Here is an 18,486-nt window from a genome sequence, read left to right on the forward strand (position 1 = left end):
TCACTCCTTAACTCTATACCTATATTTTACCTTACTTTGTGAAATATTAATACTGAAATACGCCTACCGTATCCAAGTGGCTTACTAACTAAAAGACAATAAAAAGGAGCGGCCCATTTGTACACTCTGCAAGCTGAGATATTCAGCTCACGTACTTTTGGATCTGCTCCTTAATCAGTATCATATTATATTAATTAGAAAAATCGAGTTAACGCTAATGCAAGAACGAAGAAAAGTACGATACAAACGATTGTTGTCTTAATCAGAACCGCTTCGAATCCTCTTGCTTTTTGTTTCCCAAATAATTGGCTTGCTCCACCTAAGAAAGCGTTGGATGCACTTTGAGTTTTAGTTGGCTGCATAGCCACTACGATTATAATAAATATTGATAATACGAGCATAAATCCTAATAAAAAATCATACATCTCGGAATTGACCTCCCATTTATAAGTCTCTCATTCATTAATATAGCACAAACTGACCTGCATTGCCAGCCCGGATTCAAGTTGATTTTTTAATAAAATACCCTAAGCATCGATGATTTTAATTGGATTACCCAAGCGCTACATCTAAGATCATCATAATTGTAAAACCACCCATTAAGGCCAATGTCGCGCTATCTTTGTTCCCATTTGTTTGAGATTCAGGAATCAGTTCTTCTACAACGACAAAAATCATTGCACCAGCTGCAAAAGCCAGAGCGTAAGGTAAAATAGCTGAGATTGAAATAACAGCTATGGCTCCAATGACTGCGGCAATCGGTTCGACGATTGCTGACAGCTGCCCAATATTAAAAGCTCTCCAACGGCTAGTCCCAGCTGCTCTGATTGGCATAGATAAAGCAGATCCTTCTGGGATATTCTGTATACCTATTCCAAGTGCAAGACCTACTGCACTTAAAAAAGCATCTCCGTTTGCCACACCTGCCGCAATCGCTCCAAATGCAACACCTACGGACAAGCCTTCTGGAATATTATGAATGGTGATCGCTAAAAAGAGTAGTAAATTTTTAGAGGCTTTTGTTTGGGGTCCTTCTTTATTTTCTTCCGGCTCATTCAAATGTAAATGTGGAATAACTACATCTATCAATCTTAAGAAAAATCCCCCCACTAAAAATCCGACAGCTGCTGGAAAGAAAGACCAGACTCCGTATCCACTCTCTTCTGCATTGGTAATTGCTGGTGCTAAAAGTGACCAGAAAGATGCCGCGATCATAACACCCGCTGCAAATCCATTCATGATATCTAAAAACTTTTGGTTGATTTCTTTGAACAAAAATACAAATGCAGACCCAACTATCGTACAACTCCAAGTAAAGAGACCGGCAATTAGTGCTTGTAAAACTGGATGAAAGGTACTGAACGTTTCTAAAATGATACTATCTCCTTTATTTTAAATTTATGTATAGAGCAACTAAAGAAAAGTATATCCTTTCAAATAGATAAGTCAAAGAAAAGCTTTTAAAATAAATCAAAAACCTCTTACTCAGATTGTGAGCAAGAGGTTTCGATTATTTTCTTCATCAATCAGCAAATGAGGTTACTGGTTGAAGAGAAACTTTTTAAACTAAAATTATTTGTTTTTAAGGTTGTAGAAAGCAGAAAGACCTTCGTATACTGCTTGAGAACCTAATTGATCTTCGATTCTTAATAGTTGGTTGTATTTAGCAATACGGTCAGTACGGCTTAATGAACCAGTTTTGATTTGTCCAGCGTTAGTTGCAACAGCGATATCAGAAATTGTAGCATCTTCTGTTTCACCAGAACGGTGAGATACAACTGCAGTGTAACCAGCTTTTTTAGCCATTTCGATTGCATTGAAAGTTTCAGTTAATGTACCGATTTGGTTAACTTTGATAAGGATAGAGTTTGCAACACCCATATCAATTGCTTTAGATAATTTTTCAGTGTTTGTTACGAATAAATCGTCCCCAACAAGTTGTACTTTATCTCCTAAAGCTTCCGTTAATTTTTTAGTACCTTCCCAGTCATTTTCATCTAATCCATCTTCAATAGAAATTAATGGATATTTTTCAACTAGGTTTTTGTAGATTTCGATCATTTCATCAGCAGTTTTTTCACCTTCGCCTGAATCAGCTAAGTTGTAAACGCCTTTTTCAGCATCGTAGAATTCTGCAGAAGCAGCATCCATTGCTAACATAACGTCAGTACCTGGTTTGTATCCAGCTTTTTCGATCGCTTCGATGATGACTTCGAAACCTTCTTCGTTAGAGCTCAAGTTAGGTGCAAATCCACCCTCGTCACCAACTGAAGTCGCTAATCCTCTAGATTTCAAGATTGCTGCTAATGCGTGGAATACTTCCGCACCCATACGAATAGCTTCTTTGAATGTAGGTGCTCCTACAGGCATGATCATGAATTCTTGGAAATCGATACTGTTATCAGCATGAGAACCACCATTAATAATATTCATCATTGGTGTAGGTAATACTTTAGTGTTTGTTCCACCAAGATATCTATACAATGGTAAGTCAAGGTAATCTGCAGCAGCGCGCGCAACCGCAATAGACACACCTAAAATAGCGTTAGCGCCTAATTTGCTTTTGTTTGGAGTTCCGTCTAATTCGATCAACGCTTTGTCGATACCCATTTGATCGCGAATATCCATACCGATAACCGCTTCAGCGATTGTATCGTTTACGTTATCAACAGCTTTAGTAACACCTTTTCCAAGGTAGCGATCTTTGTCTCCATCACGTAATTCAACAGCTTCGTGTTCACCAGTTGAAGCACCTGAAGGTACCATTCCGCGTCCGAAAGCTCCTGATTCTGTAAATACGTCTACTTCGATTGTTGGGTTACCACGAGAATCTAAAACTTCGCGTGCAATAACATCTGTAATATATGGCATTGTATTGATCTCCTTTAAAATTGTTTTTTTATTTATACTCACTTTTTAAGTGGTTAAATACAGCTTTAGTGTTGCATTGGTGATTATTTATCTTGAATGATCAGACTTTCTCCAGTCATCTCTTCAGGTTTTTCGATGCCTAATAGCTCAAGCATAGTAGGTGATACGTCAGCTAATTTACCGTCTTCACGCAAATGAATGTTGTGCTTAGTGACGATTACCGGTACTGGAACAGTTGTATGGGCAGTATGCGGTTTACCATCTGGTGTTAACTCAGTATCCGCATTACCATGATCCGCAAAGATAATTGCGTATCCACCTTTTTCAAGAATTAAATCAACGACTTTACCTAAGTTCTCATCTACTGCTTCAATCGCTTTGATTGTTGGTTCTAGCATACCAGAATGTCCAACCATATCAGGATTTGCATAGTTTAAGATGATTGCATCGTGTTTATCGTCTTCAATATCTTTTACTAATGCGTCTGTTACTTCGTACGCACTCATTTCAGGTTTCAAGTCATAAGTTTCGACCTGTGGAGAAGGAATCAGGATACGATTTTCCCCAGGAAACTCATCATTTGTCCCACCATTCATAAAGAATGTAACGTGAGGATATTTTTCAGTTTCAGCAATACGCAATTGAGATAAACCGTGATTAGATAATACTTCTCCAATAACGTTTTTCAAATGAACTGGCGGGAACATCACTTCTGCATCCATGTCAGCAGAGTATTGTGTCATTGTTACAAACTTGATATTCTTCGGTGTATTTTTACGATCGAATTCATTGAAATCCGGTTCAGTGATCGCGCGAGACAATTGGCTGGCACGGTCAGGACGGAAGTTAAAGAACACAATCGCATCGTTATCTTGAACAGTTGCTACAGGTTGACCATCTTTTTCGATAACTGTTGGTACAATAAATTCATCCATTTCATCTTTTGCGTAACTTGCTTTGACAGCTTCTACCGGATCTGTGGCTTTTACCCCTTCACCATTAAAGATGGCGTCATATGCTTTTTCTACACGTGGCCAGCGAGTATCGCGGTCCATTGCGTAGAAACGACCAGATACAGATGCAATCGCGCCAATACCTAATTCTGCAATAACGTTTTGTAAATCTTCAATAAATCCAGCTCCAGAATCCGGTGCAACGTCGCGTCCATCTGTAAATGCATGAACAAAAACTTTGCTGATTCCTTGTTCTTTTGCTGTTTCAAGTAGTGCTGTTAGGTGACGAACATGACTATGCACACCACCATCTGAAATCAATCCAAAGAAGTGTAGTGCTGAATCATTTTCCTTAACGTGATTAAACGCTCCGGTCAAAACTTCATTTGTTTGAAATTCTCCATCTGAAATAGCTTTGTCAATACGAGTAATACTTTGGTAAACAATACGTCCAGCACCAATATTCGTATGACCTACCTCAGAGTTCCCCATTTGACCTTCAGGAAGGCCAACTGGTAGACCAGAAGCTTGAAGGGTTGCATGTGGATATGTTTTCCAGAAACGATCAAAGTTTGGCTTTTCAGCTTGTTCTACTGCGTTACCGTATTGATCAGGTCTCCACCCAAATCCATCTAAGATAATAATCGCTACAGGTGCTTTACTCATATTACTTAGCCGCCTCCAATAATTGTAGGAATGACTCCGCTTCTAGACTTGCTCCACCAACTAATGCACCATCAATATCAGATTGTGCCATTAATTCAGCGATGTTTCCAGGTTTTACAGAACCACCATATTGAATACGAACAGCTTCTGATACAGCGTCACTGTAAAGTTTTTTTACTGTTTGACGCACTACAGAAATTGTTTCATTTGCTTCTTCAGAAGTCGCAGTTTTACCAGTTCCGATTGCCCAGATTGGCTCATAAGCGATAACAGAATTTTTAACTTGCTCGTCAGATAGTCCTTCTAACGCTTTCGTTACTTGGTCAGAAACAAGTTCATTTGTTTCGCCAGCTTCTTTTTGTTCTAATGTTTCTCCAACACAGATGATTGGAACCATTCCATGGTTGAAGATCGCATGTGCTTTTTTGTTTACATCTTGATCTGTTTCGCCAAAGTACTCACGACGTTCAGAGTGTCCAATGATCACATATTGAGTTCCTAAATCTGCTAATGCTGCAGGAGAAGTTTCCCCAGTGAATGCACCTTCGTCTTCGAAGTAGCAGTTTTGAGCAGCAATCTTAAGTTCAGTTCCAGCAGTCATGTCAAGCAATGCTTGAGTGTAAAGGTTAGGAGCTCCGATAACAGCATCTACTTTATCAGAAGAAGGGATATTATTTTTAACCTCTTCAATGAATGACGCAGCTTCAGCCGCAGTTTTGTTCATCTTCCAGTTACCAGCAATAATTGGTTTACGCATAATTCGATTCCTTCTTTCGATTATATTATGTGTTCACTACAGAGGTCAAAGCAGCACTTAAGTACCGCCTGACTACACTCTATAGTTTACAGGTTTTTAGAGTATTTTTAAATAGATTTATTTATCTGAGATTGCAGCAATTCCCGGTAATTCTTTACCTTCAAGGTATTCAAGACTTGCTCCACCACCAGTAGAGATGTGGCTGAAGTCATCTTCAAATCCAAGTTGTTGTGCAGCAGTCGCAGAGTCTCCACCACCGATAATTGTTGTTGCATCTTCTAGTTTAGCTAACACTTCACAGATATCGCTTGTTCCTTTAGCGAAGTTAGACATTTCGAAAACGCCCATTGGTCCGTTCCATACAACTGTTTTAGCGCCTTCTAATTCTTTAGCGAATAATTCAACAGTCTTAGGTCCAACGTCTAGCCCCATTTTACCTTCAGGAACGTCTCCTTCAACAACTTCTGTAGGTACATCGTTAGAAAATTCAGAAGCAACTACTGAATCCACTGGAAGAACTAATTTGTCGCCAGCTTTTTCAATTAATTCTTTAGCAAGTGATACTTTGTCTGCTTCAAGAAGTGAACTTCCGATACCTTTTCCTAATGCTTCGTAGAAAGTATAAGTCATTCCGCCACCGATTAATACTTTATCTGCTTTAGATAGTAAGTTTTCGATTACACCAATTTTATCTGAAACTTTAGCTCCACCTAAAATCGCTACGAATGGACGTTTTGGTTCATCAACAGCTCCACCAATAAAGTTGATTTCTTTTTCTACTAAGAAACCAGCTGCTGATTCAACGTTAGAAGCAATTCCTACGTTAGATGCGTGTGCACGGTGAGCTGTACCGAATGCATCATTTACGAATACGTCGCCAAGACTTGCCCAGTATTTACCTAGTTCAGGATCATTTTTACTTTCTTTTTTACCGTCAACGTCTTCAAAACGAGTGTTTTCAAACATTAAAACGTCGCCGTCAGATAAGTTGTTTACAGCTGTTTCTAGTTCTTCTCCACGAGTTTGAGCTACGAATGTTACATCTTTTTCCAACAATTCGCCTAAACGCTCAGCAACAGGTGCTAAAGATAAACCAGCTTTGTCTTCATCCGTTTTAACACGTCCAAGGTGAGAAAATACAATCGCTTTTCCGCCTTGTTCAAGTACGTATTGAATAGTTGGAAGTGCTGCTTGGATACGGTTATCATTAGAAATTTTACCGTCTTTCATTGGTACGTTAAAGTCAGCACGAACCAATACTTTTTTCCCTTTAAGATCTAGATCTTTTACAGTTTTCTTAGGCATCGTTACTCAACCTTCCTTTGTATACGTGATTTTGTCTTTCATTAATATTTAAAATAAGCATTAACCGTTTCGTCATTACGTCAATAAAAGAACTATAAACCATTCTGTTTACAAAATAAAAAACGGGGAAGCGCGATACTCTAGCTGATAGAGATCTGAAAAGAATCCGTGATGAAACGATTGTAATCGTTCACGCGTTTCTTACATAGTCTACCGCATAGAGTGAGAGCTCCCCCGCTTATTCATTCTTGTTCTGTTTGATTAAAAATCAATTGACTATTTGAACACTTACTTCTTTTTATAGAGAAGCGAAATATTCAAGAGTACGAACTAGTTGTGCAGTGTATGACATTTCGTTATCATACCAAGCTACAGTTTTAACTAATTGTTTTCCACCTGCAGAGATGACTTTAGTTTGAGTTGCATCGAATAATGAACCATAAGTCATTCCTAAAATGTCAGAAGAAACGATTGGGTCTTCAGTGTAACCATAAGACTCGTTAGCAACTTCTTTCATTGCAGCATTAACTTCTTCAGCAGTTACTTCTTTAGAAAGAATAACTTGTAATTCAGTTAATGATCCAGCAGGAACTGGTACACGTTGAGCAGATCCATCTAATTTACCTTTAAGTTCAGGTAATACTTCACCGATTGCTTTAGCAGCACCAGTAGAGTTTGGTACGATGTTAGCTGCAGCAGCACGAGCACGACGGAAGTCACCTTTAGGGTGTGGTCCATCAAGAGTCATTTGATCTCCAGTGTATGCGTGGATAGTAGTCATTAAACCAGTTTCGATTCCGAATTTGTCGTTTAATGCTTTAGCCATTGGAGCTAAACAGTTAGTCGTACATGAAGCACCAGAAATAACAGTTTCAGAACCATCTAAAACTTCGTGGTTAGTGTTGTAAACAACAGTTTTGATATCACCAGTTGCAGGTGCAGAAACAACAACACGTTTCGCTCCAGCTTTAAGGTGTAATTCTGCTTTTTCTTGAGTAGTGAAGAATCCAGTACATTCAAGAACGATGTCTACGCCTAAGTCTCCCCATGGAAGATCTTCTGGGTTACGTTCGCTTAATACTTTAACGTCACGTCCATCAACAGTGAAGCTGTTGTCTCCAACAGTTACATCTCCGTTGAAACGACCTTGAGTTGTATCATATTTAAGCAAGTGAACCAACATGTTAGGATCTGTTAAGTCGTTTACTGCAACAACTTCCAAACCTTCTACTTCGTTAATACGACGGAATGCTAAACGTCCAATACGTCCAAATCCGTTAATAGCTACTTTTACTGACATAATACGATTTCCTCCTGTGAAAATCAAAATTTTTTATTTTAAATCTTAATCGAAACGAATCAATTAAGTCTTAAACACGTTATGATAGACCGACTTATTATAAGTTAGCCATATAATCTAATGTTCTCACCATGTTGCCAGTGAAACCATACTCATTGTCGTACCAAGCGACAGTTTTAACCAGTTGTCCTGAGTCACCTTCGATGATTTTAGTCTGAGTAGCATCGAATACAGAACCAGCAGGGACACCAATAATGTCAGAGGAAACAATCTCGTCTTCATTATATAGATAGGCATCAGAAGCATAATCTTTCATTGCTGCATTAACCTGTTCAACTGATACTTCTTTATTCAAGACAGAGTATAACTCAACCATAGATCCTGTTACAACCGGAATTCTTACAGCTGTTCCGTCTACTTTTCCATCAACTTCAGGTATAACTTTACCTACTGCTTTAGCAGCACCTGTTGAAGCAGGAATGGCATTTTGAGCTCCAGCACGACTTTTACGTCCGCCTGGTGAATCTTGTAGTGTTTGCGTTGAAGTATATGCATGCACTGTACTCATTAATCCGTGGTCAAGTCCAAATTCTTTATTCAATACATTAACCATCGGTGCCAAGCAGTTAGTCGTACATGAAGCTGCTGAAACGATTTTATCGTCTGATTCTATTGATTCGTGATTCACACCGAATACAATTGTCTTAAGATCACCTTTAGCTGGTGCTGAAATCAATACGCGCTTCGCTCCAGCATCAATATGTGCTTGAGATTTCTCTGGTGAAGTGTAAAATCCTGTACATTCCAAGACGATATCAATACCTAGGTCACCCCATGGCAATTGGCTAGCATCTTTTTCAGCGTAAGCTTTAATCTCTTTTCTTGCAACAGTTATGGAATCTTCCTTCGCTTCTACTTCATGAGGGAACCTTCCTTGTGCAGTGTCATACTTCAATAAATAAGCTAGATCGTTATTATCTGTTAAGTCGTTAATTGCCACAACTTCTAATCCTGTATCTGCCTCTAAAATACGACGAAGTGCTAAGCGTCCAATACGTCCGAATCCGTTAATTGCTACTTTCTTTGCCATTAATGATTTCCTCCTTGGAATTTTTATTACTAATTTTTTAAAGGGTTGCCCCCATTTAAAATCTCGTTTGCGGCTGCCTCATCCGTCACTAACCACGTGTGAGGAGGGACAGTTTTCACGTAAGCTTCAATTGCCTTGGCTTTATTTTTACCACCGGCTACTGCGACCACATGTGGAATACGTCCCATTTGACTTGATTGCAAGCCAATACGAGAGAGTTTGTAAACAATCTCTCCTTCGGGGTTAACGAATTCTCCAAATGCTTCTGCTACAGCATTCTGATTTTTCAGTAATTGAAGTGTCTCTCTATTCATGCCTCGTCTTTCTGCCATTTCGAAAGCACTACCTATACTGTACAAGACTAAGGAAGCATTTTCAACTAATTGAAGTGTTTCTTTAATTTCAGGCTCCTCTGATAGTAAAGAGTACGTATCAGAACGGACATGTTCAGGAGCATATAGCGCCCTGCTTTTTCCACCGGATTTCCGGGCCATTGTTTCTGCGATCACATTAGCTTGGATATCAACTGATTCTCCGAGCCCTCCGCGTGCAGGTACAAACAATAACTGTCTTTTCTCACCGAACTTTTCGTCCATTGCGTGGGCAACTTCGACCATTGTCGTTCCACCCATCACTGCAATAACGTTTTTACCTTCAGGAAGAAGGAAGTCAAGTGCTTTGACTGCTGCTAAACCTATATCTTCTAATATTGCGGGGTCTTCGTCCGAGTTTCCAGGTACAATGACACAATGGCTAATGCTTAACCTGTTCGCCAATATAGTCTCCTGGTCTTTTGATCTGACATGATGCCCCATCATACGTTCAAGCTGACGAAAAACTTCTAATCCTGTAGACGTACATTCCATTCCCGCAGAGGATATATCTATCAATCCTTGGTTACGTAATATATCGACTTCGCTTCTCAAAACACGTTCAGTAAATCCTAGTCTTCCTGCAAGAGATCTTCTTCCGATTGGACTGGATTTTTGAATCTGCTTCAAGATATGATATCTTCTTTTCAGCGTTTGAAACATATCGGGTGCAACTTTTTCGATAACTGACAGCATCCTAGGCCCTCTCTCTCGACTACTTTTGCGCGTATTCAACTGAGATTATCATCTCGACCGAAAGCGCAAAGGTTCGCAGCGAAAAAGTGCCAGCGTTTAAACTGCATAATGTCGAAATCCATTTTACATAGTTGATTAAAGATTTCAACTGCTCGCGATCTAGTGAACACTTCTTTTCTGATTACATGTTTAGTGTAACAAGATGTGGGGCATTTTTCAACCCATAATACCAAATTCTAGGGACGTTTTTCGTCCATGATTTACGAAAACTTACTGGTCAATGTTTCCGCGATTTAATTTTATTTCAATGATTTCTTTTAGTTCTTCATTTGTGATATGTTCATCAAAAATATAGTCTTCTATAAAGACAGAAGGAACAAGTGTTACATTAGCTCTTTCAGCCTCATCAATTACATGCTGAGCTTCTTTTTCACTTCTCTGCTTGCTTAATCCTCTTCTAATATTGGCATAGTCCACGATATCGTTTTCCTCAAGGTTGCCCCACTCTTCTTGACGTGCTAAGAAGTAGGATATGTCTTCTTTTACTTTATTACCAGCTGTATAATCTAAGTGATGATGAATAACGTTTCCTCTTTTCAAGCTTGGTTTTTCCTTGTCAAAGAGTTTAACGATTCGTTCTACTTTTCCTTCTGATACATATTTATCTAGCACAGGAGCAGATTCTTCCCACCATTGCTTACAAAACGGACATCTCAAATTCATAAATTCCACGATTTTAATTGGAGCGTTCTTGTCCCCAATGTGTATACCGCCTTCAGTCGTCACTTCTGATGCTCTGATCATTGAAGTATCCAATAACATCTCTCCTTTTCTTCATTCTTACCCGTACAGTATAACGCTAGAAGCCTTAGATAACCAGTCAGACGGTTGTATTTTACCGGTTTGTTGAGTCTTACTTTGTATAGTAGAAATAAGACCAGAATAACTAGATTTTCTTTTTCTAGTTTTTTATGTATAAAAAGAGGACACCCTGTTTAGGATGTCCTCGCTTTCTATTAAAATTGAAGAATTATTTGTTTAAATCAGCAGCGCTATCCATGATTTGGTCGACTAAGCCATAATTTTTAGCATCTTCAGCCATCATGAAGTTATCACGATCTGTATCTCGTTCGATGACTTCTAAAGGTTGTCCAGTACGTTCAACCAAAATATCATTTAATCTTGAACGTGTTCTCAAGATATGTTTAGCAGCAATCTCAATTTCAGTTGCTTGTCCTTGAGCGCCACCTAATGGTTGGTGAATCATGATTTCTGCATTTGGAAGTGCAAAACGTTTCCCTTTTTCACCTGCTGCAAGTAAGAAACTTCCCATTGAAGCTGCTAGTCCGATTGCGATAGTTTGAACATCAGATTTGATGAAGTTCATTGTATCGTAAATGGCTAGTCCTGCTGTAACACTACCACCTGGAGAGTTGATATAAAGATAGATATCTTTCTCAGGGTCTTGTGCATCCAAGAATAATAATTGGGCAATAACAGAATTGGCAACTTGATCATCAATTGGTCCACCAAGCATAATAATACGGTCTTTCAATAAACGAGAGTAAATATCATAAGCACGTTCACCACGGGGTGATTGTTCAATAACTGTTGGTACTAAATTCATTTTTATTGTCCTCCTCTAATTCAGTCAAACTTATTCTATCATGTTTACTTAAATTCATGAAACTAAAGATATTGTACTCCAAAGGTCAAAAAAGGTCAAATAATAAATTTGATCTTTTATCTGATTTTAAGAAGTTACTATTTCCCAAAAGCCTTTGAGTAAAATAATGGCCATTATGAACGCAATCATTCCTTGAAAAACAATCGATATAGCGTAAATAGCAATCTGAAACACTACTACAAAAACCAAAGTGTAGGAAATCAGCTTCATAAATAACTGACGATCAATCATCTTTTTAATATTAATCAGCGCAAAAATAAATAAGCCGATTACGATTATACCTAAAATAAGATCCAATACCGTATCATTCAATCCCCATACGTATTTCCAAATCGAACCCATTAGTGCACCAAATAATGGAAATAAGCACTTTTTGTATATTGTATCGTTCGCTTGATTTAGCATATATCCCTTTCTCAGCCCCCAATTAGTTTAATTCGTTTTTCAGAATTTCCAACAGACCCTTTTTCGACTGTACGATTTTACCACGTTTCTTGATGAGTCCAACAATATAGAGATTTACATAAGAAAATTGAGATTCTGCAACTTCGTCTATTGCTTCTAGTTTCTGCTGATTACCGAAGCTTCCTTGTCTAGAATCCGTGTACAATCCAATGATCGGTTTATTCATTGAGTAAAAGTAGCCAATTTCTGCTGCTAGTCCTGGATCAATGACTGGGCCATCTAGTAAAGCTACTAAGATGTCTGAAGCTTCAATATGTGCATTATCGCCTTCTGCAATCATGATGCTATCTGCATAACCTGACTTATCATTAATGGCTTCATTTTCAACAGGGTTATAAACTTCAACGTCAAACGCTACTCTTATTTCAGTTGCAAGACTTTTGTTGTATTCAGCCTCCATTTCACTGAAAAGCGGGCCACCTAAGTATATTTTTTTCATCTGTACTCTCCTTTTTATTTAAACGTTACTATCATTCATCTTATCATGCACACTTATATTTCAATAGATACAATCATTATATTTTATACAAAAGAGTCTAACTATCTTTAAGTTTGATAGTTAGACTCTTTTGAACATTATTTAAATTAAACTACTGACCAATCGTTCTATACCTTGTTTCAACTTAGATCTCGGGCAACCTATATTCAATCTTAAAAAATGTTTCCCATTTCCTCCATATACCCCACCATCCATAATCGCTACTTTACCGATACTTCTTAATCTGTTTTGAATCTCAGTCATCTTTTCAGGATAAGCTGTCATATCTAGCCACATCAAATAAGTAGATTCTGATTCAAATATGTCAAGTTCAGGAAAATTTAACTTTAAAGTTTTTTTAACGTAGTCACTATTCTGATCAATATAGCTATTCAATTCTTCTACCCAATTTTCACACTCACTGTAAGCTGTTATCGTAGCTTCCAATCCTAATATACTTGCCGAAGATAGACCATCTTGATTTTTTAGTTGTTCTAAAAACATTTCGCGATCATACTTGTTTGGAATGAGTGTATAAGAAAAAATGAGCCCCGGAAAATTAAAGGTTTTAGAACCTGATGTAACTATAGCCACTTGATCTTCACCAAATTTTAAAAGCGGACTATGTTTTAATCCTTTCCTAATAACATCCATGTGAATCTCATCAGATATAATAAAAACATTATGCTTTCTACAGAGATGAATCAAGGTTGTTAGCTCTTTTTCATTCCAGACACGTCCTGTAGGATTATGTGGTGAACAAAAAAGCAGAATCTTATTGCTTTTATTCGATAATTTTTTCTCGAGATCATCAAAATCAATCTGGTATTTACCTTCTTTATATAGTAACGGATTTTGAACAAGCTTTCTCTTATTTGCTTTGATTGTTTTAAAAAATGCATCATATGCGGGGGTTTGAATAATTACCCCTTCTCCTTTTTTTGAGTGCATTTTGATTAAAGCTGAAACACTATATATGACAGACGGACTATATTGTATCCATTCTTTATTTACCTTGAATCCAAATCGATTTACATACCATTTTACTACAGCTTCCTTGAAGTCATCATGATTCCAACGTGTGTAACCAAAAACACCATGATTCAACCTCTCAGAAAGTGAATGAATGACTGGTTGAGGCAAAGCAAAATCTGTATCAGAAATTGTAAACGGTAATAAATCTTTCTCTCCGAATCGATCTTCGACATAGTCCCATTGAGTACAATGTGTTCCTCTACGATCAATAACTTGATTGAAATTCATTTCTTCCCACAACCTATCCATACAGTAATGTATCCAATTCATTCCTAACACTGGTTACTTTAGTTCCTATAATGACTTGTACATTATTTTCTCCTAAATGAACGACCCCTAATGCACCTAACTCCTTTAGCCTATTGTCATTTACGATTTTCCCATTTTTTAAAACTAATCTTAATCGAGTGATACAATTGTCAACCACTTCAATATTTTCGGAACCTCCGAGCGCATCAATCATGCCTTTTACATCATAATTCCCTTTTTTGGCATAACTTATTTCTTCCTCAGTGTAGTCAGTATCTGTCGTTAACTGTTCTCTTCCTGGTGTTTTTAAGTTAAATTTTAGAATAACAGTTTTAAATACAAAGTAATAAATCATAAACCATATAGCTCCAACGACAATGACCATCCACCATCTTGTGTAGCTACCTTGCATAATTCCAAAAATCAAGAAATCTAACAATCCACCATCTGTATTTCCGATAACAACTCCAACTAATGGCATTACCATAAATCCTAAACCTGTCATAATTACGTGAAAGATCCATAAAAGCGGACTGACAAATAGGAAGAGAAATTCAACAGGCTCCGTAATCCCTGTAACAGCTGTTGCAACTACTCCTGATATTAATAATCCTTTTATTTTATGTCTATTTTCAGGAGTCGCTACACGATACATAGCTAGTGCTGCTGCAGGTAAACCGAAGATGAAAGTAGGCATTTTACCTTGAGATAAGAAAGCTGTAGCATCTCCAGATATTGGTAGTCCTTGTTGTAATTCAGCATAAAAAATGTTTAAAGCACCAAATATCTGATTCCCATCAATGACTGCTGTTCCTCCCGCTTCTGTAAATCTAACCATCGCTACAAGAATATGATGCAGTCCAAAAGGAAGCAAAAGTCGCTCTCCTGCTCCAAATAAAAAAGGTCCAAAAATTCCGGCACTCTGTATCAACGTACCTATACCTGTTATAACCATCGCAAAGATTGGCCAAATAATCGGAATAATCAACCCCACAATAGCTAGGACGAGAGACGTAACGATTGGAACAAATCTCACTCCTGAGAAAAAAGAAAAGCTATCTGGCAATTGCACTTTATAGAACCGCTTGTGGAGTTGATAAACAATTAATCCCGCAATAATACCTCCTAAGACGCCCATTTCAATCGTTTGAATACCAAATACCATTCCTTGACCGGCTTCTCTAAGTGCTTCTGGATCAGCTAGGGTATTATTTTCTGTTAAATAAAAATTAATTGCTAAATTCATAATTGTATACCCGACAAATCCAGAGAAAGCAGCAATACCTTTTTCTTTTCTGACTAATCCTAACGGAATAGCCATAGCAAACATAACGGGCAAATAACTAAAGGCAAATGAACCAATAGTCGACATAAATCTAAATAATATCTGTAAAATAGGATTTCCCAAAAATGGTAAAGCTTCAATAGTCGACTCTGTTGAAAAAGAACTCCCAATTCCTAACAATAATCCCATAAATGCTAATAAAGCTACTGGCAACATAAAAGTCTTTCCTAATCCTTGAAAGAATTCCCAGAAGCTCACTTTTTTCTTGTTATCCATCCTTTATCCCTTCCTTTACTTCTTATTTGTCATTACTCTAGAAGTATAATGGGATAACATTAAAATTGCTACCGCTTACATTAATCTGTATTTCCTTACAGCCTTTTGTATAGCTTTACAAGTCTTGCTTTTTCCACTCAGCCATTCTAATCAATATGAAATCTAATATACTATTCAAGGCAGCTCTAGAACTTAGATCTACATCCTGAAAGTACACTGGCTCCACAAAAGCTTTTAAAGTATAAGTGGCAATTTTTTCTAAAGTACTTTCTGAGACACCTACTACAGCAATAATCGGAACACCTCTTTCAATATAGTTTGTTGCGTACTCAATAATGTGAATGGTTTCTCCACTTAAACTAACTAGGATTGCTAAATCGTTTTTGTTCAAAGATTTGGATATTGCTCTAAGCTCATCCCAGTCTGTTCGAGCTGTCGCTTTTTTACCCAAAGCCATTAATTTTTTTGATACATCTACACAAGCTGGTAAGCTACCACCTACGCCCACTACTTCAATCGTATTGGAATGGATTAGAATAGAAACAATTTCGTCTACCTGACTTTCGCTTAAAGATTCAAATGACTTTTCAATTTGTTTTGATATATTATTTCCAAATACAGTGGCTTCCTTTGCTAGCCTAGCAGTATTCATTTCTCCACGCTCGACATCATAATAATTCAATATAGCGTATTTCAATTCTTGAAATCCTTTAAACCCTAGGTGCTTAGCTGTTCTTGAAATTGTGGCTGTAGAAATGAATAGCTTCTCTGCTAACTGTTCAATAGTACTCTCAGATACTTCTTTTGGATTCGCAAGAATGTATTCAAGTACTTGGTTTTCTAAATTACTCAAATAAGACTTCCGTTTTTGTAATTTGCTAATTAATGCGTCCATTTATGCCTCTCTCTTCTATTTATTATAAGATGAATGATACCATATTTGTCTCAGAAAAATTCCATCTACTCTTTCAATTTACTTTTATCTATTCTTGTTCTATACTGCAATTATTATAATCGCGACTGTTCCTAAAACAAGAGTTGAAGGAGGTTAGATGTAATGAGCGTTAATAAGCAAAAACAAGATAAAGACACTAACAAAAAGAACGCCGCAGAAGCAAGCTCGTATCTCGGTGTAGGCTTAGCACTCGGCGCTGCACTTGGTATACTTACGAATAACTTAGCTATCGGAATCGCATTAGGTCTTGTATTCGGTTCAGGCATTGGTGCATTCAGTTATTCAAAAAAAGACAAAAAAGATAAGTAAAAAACAGGCCTATTCTACAACTTATGTAGAATAGGCCTGTTTTATGAATCTAACTATTTTCTTGTCTAGAATTATATTGTAGAAGTTTTTTAGTAACATCATCCGGATCCATACCAATCAATTTCCGATCCAAGACTTGATTGATGGACTCGTGATCTACGTCAGGATGTATTTCTTTTAATAGTTCCAGCGTTTTCCCAGCGCCTTGATCCATTGAGTGTGCTCCAGAAATCAATAAAATATCATCTGGTTTTAATTGTTCAACGCCGAAACGTAACGTTTCATCCAATTCTTCATAAAATGTGATGTCAATGTCATTTTGTTTCATTACTTTTAAAAAGGCATCTAATTCCTCTTCTGACACTTTATCTTTTTTTTCCACATGAGAAGGCGCAGTCGTTAATATAATTTTATTAACGTTTATTTTATGGAACCATTCTGCCAAGGAATTTGCAATTTCCGTGCTGTGTTCCGGTCCATTGTTCCCTCGGATAGCGTGAACTAGATGTAAATCCTTGTAATCAAGATGGCTGATTGTTTCCATACATGAATCAATATTATTTTGATTTAATAACAAATCATCTATGACTTTAAATTTCTTGTCATAAAGCATTTGGAAGCGTCTCTCGACACCCGTAAAATTTTTGATACCTTTTTGAATTATATCAATAGGTATATCATTGACAAGTCCTGTAACAACCGCCGTCAGTGCATTGTAAATAGAATGATATCCCTGAACTGACATCTTTAAATCGAAACTTATCGTATCGATTTGCTTCCCAGTTAAGGAAGAAAAAGGTTTCGTAATGTTCACTTTAAATTGAGGTTTCCCTGATGAAAAACGAAGATCGGAAACAGTGATCGTACCCGTCTGATTTTCGATACCAAACGTGACAACTTGAGCCTCTGTCTCCTTTTCTAAAGGAACTAATAGTGGTTCATCAATATTTAAAATCGCTGTGCTTTGTTTGGACGCTTCCCTGATTAATGCGGCTTTCGCATTAAAATACGCATCGAAAGATTCATGTAATCGAATGTGTTCTGGGCTTATGTTCATAAATGCCACAACATCAAACTCTGTACCATAAACTCGCTTCAGTTCAAGCGCTGAAGATGAAACCTCCATAGAAACATGAGAGATTTCACGATCTCTCATGTTTGCAAAATGCTGCTGCAAATCATAGGATTCAGGTGTCGTTAACCGACTCATTTCAATTTCCTTATCCACTTTTACTAAAATTGTTCCAATCAGACCTGATTTCAGCTGTTGTGCTTTAAAGATTTCTTCTGTCATATAAGTAATCGTTGTTTTACCATTGGTCGCTGTAATTCCAAATACACTTAAAGATTTAGACGGATTACCAAAGAAATTACTGGATATAATCGCTAATGCTTCACGGCTATCTTTAACTTTGATCTGTAGTACGTCTAATTCTTCAAGAAAGTGTTCGACAATTACAACTGTCGCGCCTTTTTTTACGGCGTCTCTTGCATATTGATGTCCATCTGCTTGATGCCCTTTTATACAGACGAATAGTGTTTGAGGTTTTACTTCTTTTGAATGATAAGCTATTTTTTCAATATGAATATTTTTTTTTTCCATCTCAAGTTGAGCTGGACGGCTAGAGTCGATCTCTACCGAGGTCAATAGGTCAGTTAGGTTCATGTTGATCTTGACTCCTCCAATGAATGCATACAGTGTCTAATAGTAAGGTGTTCGTTCAATTTAAGCCTTTAC

Annotated in this window: 18 protein-coding genes; 1 reads left to right on the forward strand and 17 read right to left on the reverse strand. The window is 37.4% G+C overall.

All coding sequences use genetic code 11. The annotated features are described in order from the left end of the window. Positions 1–194 precede the first annotated feature (194 nt). The 16 genes from secG to ACFP65_RS08640 form a co-directional block, all read right to left on the reverse strand. Complete coding sequence (gene secG / locus ACFP65_RS08565; RefSeq protein ID WP_379917690.1) at positions 195–425, reverse strand: preprotein translocase subunit SecG; 231 nt, start codon at positions 423–425, stop codon at positions 195–197. A gap of 127 nt (positions 426–552) precedes the next feature. Further along, positions 553–1,374: a ZIP family metal transporter gene (locus tag ACFP65_RS08570; RefSeq protein WP_379917853.1), complete on the reverse strand. Its 822-nt coding sequence runs from the start codon at positions 1,372–1,374 to the stop codon at positions 553–555. Between the two features lie 198 nt (positions 1,375–1,572). Further along, on the reverse strand, positions 1,573–2,871 hold the full coding sequence (gene eno, locus ACFP65_RS08575) for a phosphopyruvate hydratase (RefSeq protein ID WP_379917692.1): 1,299 nt from the start codon (positions 2,869–2,871) through the stop codon (positions 1,573–1,575). An 83-nt stretch (positions 2,872–2,954) separates the two neighbouring features. Continuing rightward, entirely contained in the window at positions 2,955–4,490 is a 1,536-nt protein-coding gene (gene gpmI, locus ACFP65_RS08580) for a 2,3-bisphosphoglycerate-independent phosphoglycerate mutase (protein ID WP_379917694.1), read from the reverse strand. Position 4,491: 1 nt separating this feature from the next. After that, positions 4,492–5,247: a triose-phosphate isomerase gene (gene tpiA / locus ACFP65_RS08585; protein WP_379917696.1), complete on the reverse strand. Its 756-nt coding sequence runs from the start codon at positions 5,245–5,247 to the stop codon at positions 4,492–4,494. 117 nt (positions 5,248–5,364) lie between these two features. Continuing rightward, positions 5,365–6,552 (reverse strand): phosphoglycerate kinase, encoded by a 1,188-nt coding sequence (locus ACFP65_RS08590; protein ID WP_379917698.1) that lies wholly within the window; start codon positions 6,550–6,552, stop codon positions 5,365–5,367. A 298-nt stretch (positions 6,553–6,850) separates the two neighbouring features. Next, the gene (gene gap / locus ACFP65_RS08595; RefSeq protein ID WP_379917700.1) at positions 6,851–7,852 is read right to left on the reverse strand and encodes a type I glyceraldehyde-3-phosphate dehydrogenase; all 1,002 of its coding nucleotides are present in this window, start codon (positions 7,850–7,852) and stop codon (positions 6,851–6,853) included. 97 nt (positions 7,853–7,949) lie between these two features. After that, positions 7,950–8,942 carry a type I glyceraldehyde-3-phosphate dehydrogenase gene (gap, locus tag ACFP65_RS08600; protein WP_379917702.1) on the reverse strand — a complete coding sequence of 331 codons (993 nt, stop codon included), beginning with the start codon at positions 8,940–8,942 and terminating at the stop codon, positions 7,950–7,952. A 29-nt stretch (positions 8,943–8,971) separates the two neighbouring features. Next, positions 8,972–10,009 (reverse strand): sugar-binding transcriptional regulator, encoded by a 1,038-nt coding sequence (locus ACFP65_RS08605; RefSeq protein ID WP_379917704.1) that lies wholly within the window; start codon positions 10,007–10,009, stop codon positions 8,972–8,974. Between the two features lie 270 nt (positions 10,010–10,279). Further along, positions 10,280–10,831 carry a DsbA family protein gene (locus tag ACFP65_RS08610; protein ID WP_379917706.1) on the reverse strand — a complete coding sequence of 184 codons (552 nt, stop codon included), beginning with the start codon at positions 10,829–10,831 and terminating at the stop codon, positions 10,280–10,282. A gap of 208 nt (positions 10,832–11,039) precedes the next feature. Beyond that, entirely contained in the window at positions 11,040–11,636 is a 597-nt protein-coding gene (gene clpP / locus ACFP65_RS08615; RefSeq protein ID WP_225744526.1) for an ATP-dependent Clp endopeptidase proteolytic subunit ClpP, read from the reverse strand. Positions 11,637–11,762: 126 nt separating this feature from the next. Beyond that, a complete protein-coding gene (locus ACFP65_RS08620; protein ID WP_379917708.1) occupies positions 11,763–12,101 on the reverse strand; it encodes a hypothetical protein in 339 nt (112 codons plus the stop codon). 22 nt (positions 12,102–12,123) lie between these two features. Further along, a complete protein-coding gene (locus tag ACFP65_RS08625; protein WP_379917710.1) occupies positions 12,124–12,600 on the reverse strand; it encodes a nucleoside 2-deoxyribosyltransferase in 477 nt (158 codons plus the stop codon). Between the two features lie 141 nt (positions 12,601–12,741). Beyond that, positions 12,742–13,923 (reverse strand): MalY/PatB family protein, encoded by a 1,182-nt coding sequence (locus tag ACFP65_RS08630; protein WP_379917711.1) that lies wholly within the window; start codon positions 13,921–13,923, stop codon positions 12,742–12,744. Continuing rightward, positions 13,916–15,484, reverse strand: coding sequence for a maltose/glucose-specific PTS transporter subunit IIBC (malX, locus tag ACFP65_RS08635; RefSeq protein ID WP_379917713.1), 1,569 nt, complete (start codon positions 15,482–15,484; stop codon positions 13,916–13,918). The genes ACFP65_RS08630 and malX overlap by 8 nt, the downstream gene beginning before the upstream one ends. 115 nt (positions 15,485–15,599) lie before the next feature. After that, positions 15,600–16,379, reverse strand: coding sequence for a MurR/RpiR family transcriptional regulator (locus ACFP65_RS08640; RefSeq protein ID WP_379917715.1), 780 nt, complete (start codon positions 16,377–16,379; stop codon positions 15,600–15,602). A 162-nt stretch (positions 16,380–16,541) separates the two neighbouring features. Here ACFP65_RS08640 and ACFP65_RS08645 point away from each other — a divergent pair, with 162 nt between their 5' ends. Further along, the gene (locus ACFP65_RS08645; RefSeq protein WP_379917717.1) at positions 16,542–16,748 is read left to right on the forward strand and encodes a glycine zipper family protein; all 207 of its coding nucleotides are present in this window, start codon (positions 16,542–16,544) and stop codon (positions 16,746–16,748) included. A 49-nt stretch (positions 16,749–16,797) separates the two neighbouring features. Here the strand turns inward: ACFP65_RS08645 and ACFP65_RS08650 are convergent, their stop codons facing one another. Beyond that, on the reverse strand, positions 16,798–18,414 hold the full coding sequence (locus ACFP65_RS08650; protein WP_379917718.1) for a Mur ligase family protein: 1,617 nt from the start codon (positions 18,412–18,414) through the stop codon (positions 16,798–16,800). Positions 18,415–18,486 lie beyond the last annotated feature (72 nt).

Source organism: Marinilactibacillus sp. GCM10026970, from assembly GCF_042660675.1.
Classification (GTDB): domain Bacteria; phylum Bacillota; class Bacilli; order Lactobacillales; family Carnobacteriaceae_A; genus Marinilactibacillus.

Coding starts and splice junctions, on each gene's coding strand:
- ACFP65_RS08640 (WP_379917715.1), bottom strand. CDS start 16,379: ATGGACGCATTAATTAGCAAATTACAAAAACGGAAGTCTTATTTGAGT.
- malX (WP_379917713.1), bottom strand. CDS start 15,484: ATGGATAACAAGAAAAAAGTGAGCTTCTGGGAATTCTTTCAAGGATTA.
- gap (WP_379917702.1), bottom strand. CDS start 8,942: ATGGCAAAGAAAGTAGCAATTAACGGATTCGGACGTATTGGACGCTTA.
- secG (WP_379917690.1), bottom strand. CDS start 425: ATGTATGATTTTTTATTAGGATTTATGCTCGTATTATCAATATTTATT.
- gpmI (WP_379917694.1), bottom strand. CDS start 4,490: ATGAGTAAAGCACCTGTAGCGATTATTATCTTAGATGGATTTGGGTGG.
- ACFP65_RS08605 (WP_379917704.1), bottom strand. CDS start 10,009: ATGCTGTCAGTTATCGAAAAAGTTGCACCCGATATGTTTCAAACGCTG.
- ACFP65_RS08630 (WP_379917711.1), bottom strand. CDS start 13,923: ATGGATAGGTTGTGGGAAGAAATGAATTTCAATCAAGTTATTGATCGT.
- eno (WP_379917692.1), bottom strand. CDS start 2,871: ATGCCATATATTACAGATGTTATTGCACGCGAAGTTTTAGATTCTCGT.
- ACFP65_RS08590 (WP_379917698.1), bottom strand. CDS start 6,552: ATGCCTAAGAAAACTGTAAAAGATCTAGATCTTAAAGGGAAAAAAGTA.
- ACFP65_RS08620 (WP_379917708.1), bottom strand. CDS start 12,101: ATGCTAAATCAAGCGAACGATACAATATACAAAAAGTGCTTATTTCCA.
- ACFP65_RS08610 (WP_379917706.1), bottom strand. CDS start 10,831: ATGTTATTGGATACTTCAATGATCAGAGCATCAGAAGTGACGACTGAA.
- ACFP65_RS08650 (WP_379917718.1), bottom strand. CDS start 18,414: ATGAACCTAACTGACCTATTGACCTCGGTAGAGATCGACTCTAGCCGT.
- tpiA (WP_379917696.1), bottom strand. CDS start 5,247: ATGCGTAAACCAATTATTGCTGGTAACTGGAAGATGAACAAAACTGCG.
- clpP (WP_225744526.1), bottom strand. CDS start 11,636: ATGAATTTAGTACCAACAGTTATTGAACAATCACCCCGTGGTGAACGT.
- ACFP65_RS08625 (WP_379917710.1), bottom strand. CDS start 12,600: ATGAAAAAAATATACTTAGGTGGCCCGCTTTTCAGTGAAATGGAGGCT.
- gap (WP_379917700.1), bottom strand. CDS start 7,852: ATGTCAGTAAAAGTAGCTATTAACGGATTTGGACGTATTGGACGTTTA.
- ACFP65_RS08645 (WP_379917717.1), top strand. CDS start 16,542: ATGAGCGTTAATAAGCAAAAACAAGATAAAGACACTAACAAAAAGAAC.